Raw genomic sequence first — 974 nt, 5'->3', positions numbered from 1 at the left:
TGAACTGACCCCGCGAAGTTGGACGGTTAAAGTCTAGCGGGTAGCCAAGGCCTGAGTTCTGTATTGCACGGGACTCAGGCCTTTTAGTTTGAGTTTGATGCGTTCGTGGTTGTAGTAGTGGATGTAGCGATTCAGCGCGTCGCGCAAGCGGTCCACACTGGTGAACCGGTCTAGTCTAAAGCACTCGGACTTGAGTGTGCCGAAGAAGCTCTCCATGGCGGCGTTGTCCAGACAGTTGGCCTTGCTCGACATGCTTTGCGGCAATTGGCGTTGCTTGAGTAGCCGGCTAAATGCCGGCATCCGGTATTGCCAACCCTGATCTGAATGCAGCAGTGGTCGCTCGTTGCCTCGAAGTCGGGTCAATGCCTTTTTCAGCATGCCGCTGACCAACTCGAAGCTGGGTCGCGAGTCCATCTGATACGCCACGATCTCGCCGTTATACAGATCCATCACGGGCGATAGATAAAGCCTCTGCGCGCCGACTTTGAATTCGGTCACATCGGTCACCCACTTCTGGTTGGGGCCGTCAGCTTTGAATTGTCTTTGCAACAGATTGGGTGCAGCACGACCCACTTCGCCCCGCCAGGAACGGTATTTCTTCGGGCGCACCAGTGACTTCAACTGGAGTTGCCCCATCAGCCGCTGCACCGTCTTGTGGTTGACGAGTTCTCCGGCCTGCCGGATTGCAGCCGTGATGCGACGGTAGCCGTAGCGACCCTTGTGGTGCTCATACAAGGTTCGGATCTTCTCCTTCAGACCAGCGTGCCGCTCGCCCCTGTCCAGCGCCTTCAACTGATAGTAGAACGTGCTGCGGACCAGACCTGCGGCCTTCAGAAGGGCTGCCAGAGGATGGTGCTCCCGGAGGTCCTGCACTATTTGCGCTTTTTCCTTTGCGCTGCCCGCGCTTTCTCCTTGAGCAGCGCATCGAGCTTTTTTAGGTACGCCACCTCCGCGCGCAGGTATTCGTTCTCCTT

Annotated in this window: 1 pseudogene; it reads right to left on the bottom strand. The window is 57.0% G+C overall.

From position 1 onward, the window contains the following. Nucleotides 1-33 precede the first annotated feature (33 nt). Nucleotides 34-974 (bottom strand): annotated as a pseudogene (locus tag NCT32_RS36935) (IS3 family transposase); the annotation flags it as partial.

The sequence above is a fragment of the Caballeronia sp. INML2 genome (assembly GCF_023631365.1).
GTDB lineage: Bacteria > Pseudomonadota > Gammaproteobacteria > Burkholderiales > Burkholderiaceae > Caballeronia > Caballeronia turbans.
Note: the sequence above shows the minus strand (reverse complement) of the source record. Positions and strands in the feature narration are given on the sequence as shown.